Genomic DNA, 7,900 nt, shown 5'->3' with positions numbered 1-7,900 from the left:
ACAAAGCCAAAGAACTCGGAATCGATTTGCAAGCCGTTTTAGACAAAACCATTACACCTACAGCCGAGCAATTAAAATTATTGGCAGCCAATCAGATTAGCGATCATAATCCGATTTTTGCTGGATTCGAGATTCATAATTTGTATGAGTTTTTTATGGTATTCGTTATTTTGACAGGCCTTGCATCTATAATTTTGTTTTCATTGACACCGTTTTTGAAAAAAATGATGCACGGTATTCGCTAATATAAAATACAATATTTTTTTATACCTTTCAAACCTACAAGAGATTCCTGTAGGTTTGTTTTTTTAAATCTCAACTATTATGTGGAAAAGTCACCCTAAAGCACTGCCTTATTTGTTTTTGTCCGAAATGTGGGAACGTTTTGGCTATTATTTGATGATCGGTATTTTTACACTCTATCTTAAAGATGTCGAAGCTGGTTTTGCTATGACCGAAAAAGAAGCTTCCGATTTGTACGGCACCTTTATAGCCTTGGTTTTCTTAACGCCTTTCGTAGGTGGTTTGGTCGCTGATAGGTATTTGGGCTATCGTAAATCGATTGTCATCGGAGGATTGATGATGGGTTTAGGGTATATGATGATGGGAATTCATAGTTTGCCAATGCTGTACACTGCGATGACTTTGGTTATTGTGGGTAACGGTTTCTTCAAGCCGAATATTTCTACACTTTTAGGTAATTTCTATAATGACGAGGAATACAAGGACAAGAAAGACGAAGGCTACAATATTTTCTATATGGGAATAAATATTGGTGCTTTTATTTGTAATTTCTTTGGTGCTGCCTTGAAAATTCTTTTTGGTTGGCAAGAAGCATTTATGGCGGCCGGCGTTGGAATGTTTATTGGTGTCATTGTATTTTTGTTGGGAACCAAACATTATGGAGACAAAACAGAAAAAAAAGGAGTGCAAGAAGGCGATATGCCATTTTATAAAATTGTTCTTTTCATCTTGTTGCCTTCTGTAATTTTTGGGGTAATCGGTTGGCTTTTGAAAGGTGTAACTTCAGATGCAAACCTTGACAGTTCTATTTTTGGTTCGGATAGTACCGACGCTTTTGTTTTTGCTTGTATTCCGATCATTTTCTTTTATGCCAGTCTTTATTTCAAAGCCAAGCCTGAAGACAAAAGACCCATTGGAGCTTTGCTTTCCATATTTGCAGTAGTTATTTTGTTTTGGGCTGTATTCAAGTTGAATGGTTCTGCATTAAACAATTGGGGGGATAAATATACAGACCGAGAACTGACAGGAACCGCACAGCAGATCGGCTCAAAATTGGTGCTTACAGATACTTTAACCTATAAAAAAGACTCGGTTGCCTTGTACGATGCCGTTTTTCGCATTCAGAAAAAAGACGGTAAAGTGATAAAAGTGGTCGATTATCCTTTGTATTTCAGGAATGTTGCCAAAGAAAAATTACCTCAAGAAGAATCAAAAATATTTACTTGGTCGGCTAATTTAAGTCAATCGATCAATCCAGGTTGGGTGATTATTTTGACACCCTTAGTCGTGGCCTTTTTTACTTTTCTTAGAAATCGAAAAAAAGAACCTTCGACACCAACCAAAATTGCTTTTGGATTATTGATTTCTGCTTTGTCCGTTTTAGTGATGGTAGCTGCAGTTCATATCGGGAATAACGGCACAGAAAAAGTTTCTGTTTGGTGGTTAGTAGCCAATTATGGAGTGATTACCATTGGAGAGCTATTCCTGAGTCCGATGGGATTATCAGTTGTTTCTAAATTAAGCCCCAAAAATATCACAGCCTTGATGATGGGCGGTTGGTTTTTGTCGACTTCTATTGGAAATAAATTGAGTGGCGTTCTAGCCAGTATGTGGGACACGTATGATGACAAAGCTAATTTTTTCTGGGTGAATTTCAGTTTATTACTATTTGCCACTTTACTTATGTTTGCCTTGGTGAAAAACCTGAATAAAGTGATGAAAGAAAAAGGAATCAATTAAAAAATCATGGAACAAAAATTAACTATCGAAGAAATCCAAAACTTCAAAGGCAAGTATCCCAAACAATTGTGGTACTTGTTTTTTAGCGAAATGTGGGAACGATTCAGTTTCTATGGAATGCGTGGGATGTTGGCATTTTTTATGGTAAGCCAATTGAAGTTGGATGAAGAAACGACTAATTTACAATACGGAGCAACTCAAGCCTTTGTATATGCGTTTCCGTTTATAGGAGGTTTGTTTGCCGATAAAATTTTAGGATTGAGGAAATCCCTGTTTTGGGGTGGATTGTTGATGATTGTGGGCAGTGTAATTCTTTCATTAGACCCGAAAAACTTTTTTTTCTTAGGCATCAGTTTTACTATTGTGGGGACAGGTTTCTTCAAACCCAACATTTCTTCTATGGTAGGCCAATTGTATAAAGAAAATGATGTTCGGCAAGACGCTGGATTTTCATTGTTTTATGCAGGTGTAAATATTGGAGCTTTAATAGGAGGATATATTTGTGTCGCTGTCGCTGAAGGTTCGTTATGGAGCGGATTTGTTCCGGAAAATTTGCGATGGAATTTTGCCTTCGGATTTGCAGCCATTGTAATGGTGGTGAGTTTACTGACCTTTACTCAAACGCAAAAAAGTTTAGGCGAAATTGGACTTTCTCCCTTGCAGCATATAGAAAAATCGAAAAGAAGAATAAGAGAAGTTGTTACCTACATAGGCTCCCTTGCCATAATTCCAGTAATCATTTTGATGGTTGCCAATACTGTTTATACTGATTATTTTATGATGGTCATTGGACCAGCATCTTTACTTTATTTGTTAAACGAAATGCGTAGTTTTTCGCTTGCTGAAAATAAAAAGCTGATTGCTGCTTTTGTACTGATTATTTTTTCCATTGTCTTTTGGGCCTTTTTCGAGCAAAGTGGCGGATCGTTGAGTTTGTTCGCTATAAATAATTTGCACAATAGTTTGTTAGGATTTGAAGTGAGCCCTAATGGTGTAAATAATGCGGCTAATTCGTTATTCGTTATCGTTTTTGCAACTGTGATGGGTTTGTTTTGGATTTGGATGAATGCTAGAAAAATAGAACCTAATACGGTGGTTAAATTCGGTCTTGGATTTTTGTTTTTGGCAGGTGGTTTTTGGGTATTTTATTACACCCAATTTTTTGCTGACGCATCAGGAAAGACTTCGTTGAATTTATTCACCTTCGGTTGGTTTATTATCACTTTTGGTGAATTATGCTTGTCGCCAATTGGTTTAAGTGCGATGTCCAGATTGTCACCGCAAAAGACCCAAGCCGTTATGATGGGTATTTGGTATTTGGCGAGTGCTTACGGGCAATATTTCGCAGGAATATTAGGTGCCAATATCGCTAGTGCCTCTGAGAATTCTACGAATTTAGAAAAGCTAATTGTATATGCTGATGGTTACAAGCAGTTGGCTATTTATGCTTTGATCGCGGGAGTAGTTTTAATTGTAATTTCTCCTTTGGTGAAAAATTTAATGCAAGAAGTAAAATAAAGCAATATGACTCAAATCTCCACTGACCAGTTTTTTAAAAATCCTGTTTTAGGACATCCTCCCGGATTGTTTATTTTGTTTTTTACCGAAATGTGGGAACGCTTCTCCTTCTACGGAATGCGTTCTTTGCTTATTTTATTTCTTACTGCTTCAACTTTAGACGGTGGTTGGGCTTGGACTAGAGAGACGGCTTCTTCCCTTTTTGGGTCGTATGTTGGACTGGTGTATTTGTCCACAATGATGGGCGGATATTTTGCTGATAAAAAAATTGGCTATCGTTTAGCCGTAGTTATTGGTGCTAGTTTGATGACTTTAGGACACGCAGCAATGGCGGTTGAAACCGAATTTTCTATATATCTCGGTTTGGTTTTGCTGGTTTTTGGTAACGGATTTTTCAAACCGAACATGGTTTCTATAATTTCCGAAATGTACAAAGATCGCCCCGACAAAAAAGATGGCGCTTATACCTTGTTTTATATGGGTGTCAATGCCGGAGCTTTCTTCGGAATTTTGCTTTGTGGTTATTTGGGCGAAAAAGTGGGCTGGAGTTATGGTTTTGGATTGGCAGGTATTTTTATGTTCTTCGGGATGTTGCAGTTTTGGTTGTCCCAAAACATTTTTGGAGACATTGGCTTGAAGCCAAATGCAGCCAGCAAAGCAAAAATTGAAATAGCGGATTCAGACAAAAGGAATCCATTTACACCAATTCAATTGGGATTGATTGCTATTATGGCCACTTTAGGTTTGCTTTGGATTTTGAATGCTCCGGTTTCTAAAATTTCTGGCGGAAAAATAGATGTTTTTAGCTTTTTAGGCGAAAACGGAAATGCGATTGCTATTGTCACAGCTTTAATTTTATTTATACTGTTACTGGTGTACAGATTTACTCAATATTCTCAAATTACCAGAGAAAAATTAATGGCCGTTACCTTTTTTGCTTTTCTGACCATTTTCTTTTGGGCCATTTTCGAACAATCACCCAACAGTTTAACCATTTTTGCCTCTGATTATACGAACCGTGTTTTGGAAGGCAATTGGAGTATTGCTTTTTTAGTAATAAATTCGTTGATGACCCTTTTGCCATTAGCCATAATTACTTGGGTGTTGACGTTGTTGTTCGAACAAACCTTCAAAACATACACCTTGGCTTCGGTGATTTTAAGTTCTAGTTTTGTGATTATTTGGACCATCGCCTTTTGGATGTTGGCCAAAGATTATTATACAGCAGGTTATCTTGCGTTGTCGGACGGAACATTGACATTTTTAAAAATCGAGAAAGTAACAGAACCATTGACCGAAGTTCCAGCGACCTGGTTTTCAACCTTAAACTCGTTATTCATCATTTCTCTCGCTCCATTATTTTCTAAATGGTGGGAAAGTAAATACAATCCTTCGGCAAATTACAAATACGGAATCGGATTGACCTTGCTTGCTATCGGAATGGCTTGCGTCGCTTTTGGGGCGAAAGATATTGCGCCTGGAGCCAAAACCGCGTCCGTAAGTATGATTTGGTTGATTTTAGTGTATCTTTTCCACACCATGGCCGAATTGTGTATTTCGCCTGTGGGATTGTCTAATGTGAGTAAATTGGTTCCCGCCAGAATGATTGCATTTATGTTTGGAGTTTGGTATCTTGCGGTCGCAATTGGAATGAAAGGCGCAGGGATGTTTGGCGAGAATATCGATAAAATTGCCGATGAACACGGGCTGAGTTATTTCTTTTGGATGTTGACAATTATTTCTATAGTAGTTGCGTTATTTGCTATTGTGATGGGACCAGTGGTCAAAAAATTAATGCACGGTGTAAGGTAGCCGACATTATTTGGTATTATTTTTGTTTACATTTGAAAAAAAATTAATTATATGAAGAAAGCGATTATACTAGTAGCATTTATTTTAGGCACATTGACAATTCAAGCTCAAGAACTAAAATGGGAAACCGACATCAACAAAGCGATTTCCGTATCGAATAAAACAAAAAAACCGTTATTGCTGTTTTTTACAGGAAGCGATTGGTGCGGATGGTGTATCCGTTTGCAAAAAGAAGTTCTAAAAACACCTGAATTTAAAACTTGGGCTGCAAAGAATGTTGTTCTCGTTGAATTAGATTACCCAAGAAGCGTTCCACAAACCGACGCGATAAAAGCTCAAAATAATGCTTTGCAACAAACTTTTGGAGTGCAAGGATTTCCTACTGTCTGGTTTGCTAAGTCTACAGTAAAAGGTGGGAAACCAAGTTTCACCGGAATAGGAAGTACAGGTTATGTAGCTGGAGGGCCAAAAGCGTTCTTAGCTGTTGCTGATGGTATTCTGAAAACAAAATAAGTATTATTCCAATCTATAGAATCCCTTTTCGCCAGTCGAGTGAAAAGGGATTTTTTCTTTTAAGCAAGTTGCTTCCCACAGTTTTTGAACCGTTCTATAATTTGATGCATCTGCCACCACCATTTTGGGTTTTGTGATTTGCAAAAAACGCTCGAAATTGATCATAGGTGATTGAGTAAACACAACAATATCTGGACGAATATCTGTTGGATAAACACCCAAACTATCTACAATTAGGATTTTATTTCCATTAAAATATAGTAGGTTTTGTAATTTTTTCTTAGAGGTCAATTGGCTAAAATTCCCCATCAAGTAATTCGAAAGCGGCACATTTTTCGAACTTGCTTTCAAAAGACTATCATTAGCATGCAAAGTTACATTTCTCCCATTTCGTTCCGCAATTAGAGTGTTTTTCTTCGAGTTGAAAACCATCAATTCTCTTTGATTTTGAATCGTCCAATGGGTATTAAAATACGTGATTTGAAATATAATTATGGCAATCAACGCCAAAGCCAGTCTGTTAAAACTCGGTCTTTTGAACCAAATAACCGTTGCAATAATCAATAAATACACACTCAGCAAGAACTGCAAATTAAAGGGAATATCCCGAAAGATAAATTGCTCAACCGAAGCGATGCTGTTGATTATTTTATTCAAAATAAAAATGCACCATTCCAAGGATTTGGCTAGAAAAACGGGAACTAAATCGAAAGCCGCTAAGACCATTACCAAAACTCCCAAAGCCATAATTACAGTCAAAAACGGAATAATGATCAAATTGGTCACGAAAAATAATCCTGGAAATTGATGGAAATAATAAATACTCAAGGGTAAGGTGCCGATTTGTGCCGCAAAAGAGACGGTCAGTATTTCCCAAAAGTAGTTCACAATGCCATTTTTTGGTTTCCAAAGTTTCGCCAATAAGGGTTGCAACCAAAGAATAAAAAACAAGGCAACGTAACTCAATTGGAAACCCACATCAAACAAAAACGAAGGTTGAACTAATAGAATGAGCAACATCGAAACCAGCAAAGTATGGAAAATATTGGTGCTTCTTCGCAGGTACATTCCAATGGCTACAAACGAAAACATCGTAACCGACCGAAGCACAGATGGGGCCAATCCAGCAATCAAACCAAAGGATGCCAATGAAGCCAGAATAATTATTAGTTTAATAAACGAACCACGACGCGTGTTGGGAAATGGTTTTAAAAGAAACGTCACAAACAACAAAATAAACCCAATATGCAAGCCTGAAACCGACAAAATATGAACTGCTCCTGCAAATTGATAATCTTTGATAATTTCGGGTGAAATCTCTTGTTGTTGTCCTAAAATTAAGGCAATGGCAACATTCAGTTCATCCTTGTTGAAATGGGTTTTCTCTAAATTCCGAATGATTTTGGTTCGTAACTTCGAAGTATAATACCAAACATCTTTTTCAATTACTGAACCAACTTTGATTTCAGAAACATCTGCATACAGCTGCGCATAGATTTTTTTGCCTTCAAGGTATTTGCCGTAATCAAACTGATTGGGATTTTTGGCAGGGAGATTTTGGTATGCGTTGCTACTAATTTGCAAATGAGTCCCGATTTCGAATGGGTGATTCAAGCTGTCTTTTCGAATATTCAGGAGAATTCTACCTGTATTAACGGAATGATCAACCTGATTGACTAGTACAATATAGCGATCATTAAAACTAGAACTTCGCAGTTTTTCTCGAATCGTAACCGATACCAAATGTGGTTTGTCGAAAATACCACTGCTATGAATGTAATTGGTTTTCTGGAAAGAATTGGTGTGAATAATTTGATTAGTAGTGCCAATTCCAAACGCTAATAAATGAGTCAAAAATCCAAAATATATTGGGTTTACAATCTTATTTTTTGAAATAAAATAAGCAACAGAAAAAGCGCAAAAAGCAATAAAGAGAAGAGTAAATACAAGGTGCGGATTGGGTTGAAAATAATAAGCAACAAGAATTCCAGCCAAAAAACCTATCGTAATTCTCGCTAAAGGGAATTGTAATGCTTTCATATTGATAAATGTAAGTTTTTTTTAGTACGGAATA

Annotated in this window: 5 protein-coding genes and 1 pseudogene; 5 read left to right on the top strand and 1 reads right to left on the bottom strand. The window is 37.0% G+C overall.

Annotation, left to right across the window (positions count from 1 at the left end):
- The 5 genes and pseudogenes from ACIQ1E_RS01305 to ACIQ1E_RS01285 all read left to right on the top strand — a co-directional run.
- Positions 1-245 (top strand): annotated as a pseudogene (locus ACIQ1E_RS01305) (MFS transporter); the annotation flags it as partial.
- A gap of 79 nt (positions 246-324) precedes the next feature.
- The gene (locus tag ACIQ1E_RS01300) at positions 325-1,983 is read left to right on the top strand and encodes a peptide MFS transporter (RefSeq protein WP_396167988.1); all 1,659 of its coding nucleotides are present in this window, start codon (positions 325-327) and stop codon (positions 1,981-1,983) included.
- 6 nt (positions 1,984-1,989) lie between these two features.
- Positions 1,990-3,501 carry a peptide MFS transporter gene (locus tag ACIQ1E_RS01295; RefSeq protein ID WP_396167986.1) on the top strand — a complete coding sequence of 504 codons (1,512 nt, stop codon included), beginning with the start codon at positions 1,990-1,992 and terminating at the stop codon, positions 3,499-3,501.
- 6 nt (positions 3,502-3,507) lie between these two features.
- A complete protein-coding gene (locus ACIQ1E_RS01290) occupies positions 3,508-5,313 on the top strand; it encodes a peptide MFS transporter (protein ID WP_396167984.1) in 1,806 nt (601 codons plus the stop codon).
- A 51-nt stretch (positions 5,314-5,364) separates the two neighbouring features.
- On the top strand, positions 5,365-5,826 hold the full coding sequence (locus ACIQ1E_RS01285; protein ID WP_396167982.1) for a thioredoxin family protein: 462 nt from the start codon (positions 5,365-5,367) through the stop codon (positions 5,824-5,826).
- Positions 5,827-5,829: 3 nt separating this feature from the next.
- Here ACIQ1E_RS01285 and ACIQ1E_RS01280 read toward each other — a convergent pair whose 3' ends face one another.
- Positions 5,830-7,866, bottom strand: coding sequence for a ComEC/Rec2 family competence protein (locus tag ACIQ1E_RS01280; RefSeq protein WP_396167980.1), 2,037 nt, complete (start codon positions 7,864-7,866; stop codon positions 5,830-5,832).
- Between the last annotated feature and the right edge of the window lie 34 nt (positions 7,867-7,900).

This window comes from Flavobacterium sp. (assembly GCF_044348915.1).
Classification (GTDB): Bacteria; Bacteroidota; Bacteroidia; order Flavobacteriales; family Flavobacteriaceae; genus Flavobacterium.
Note: the sequence above shows the minus strand (reverse complement) of the source record. Positions and strands in the feature narration are given on the sequence as shown.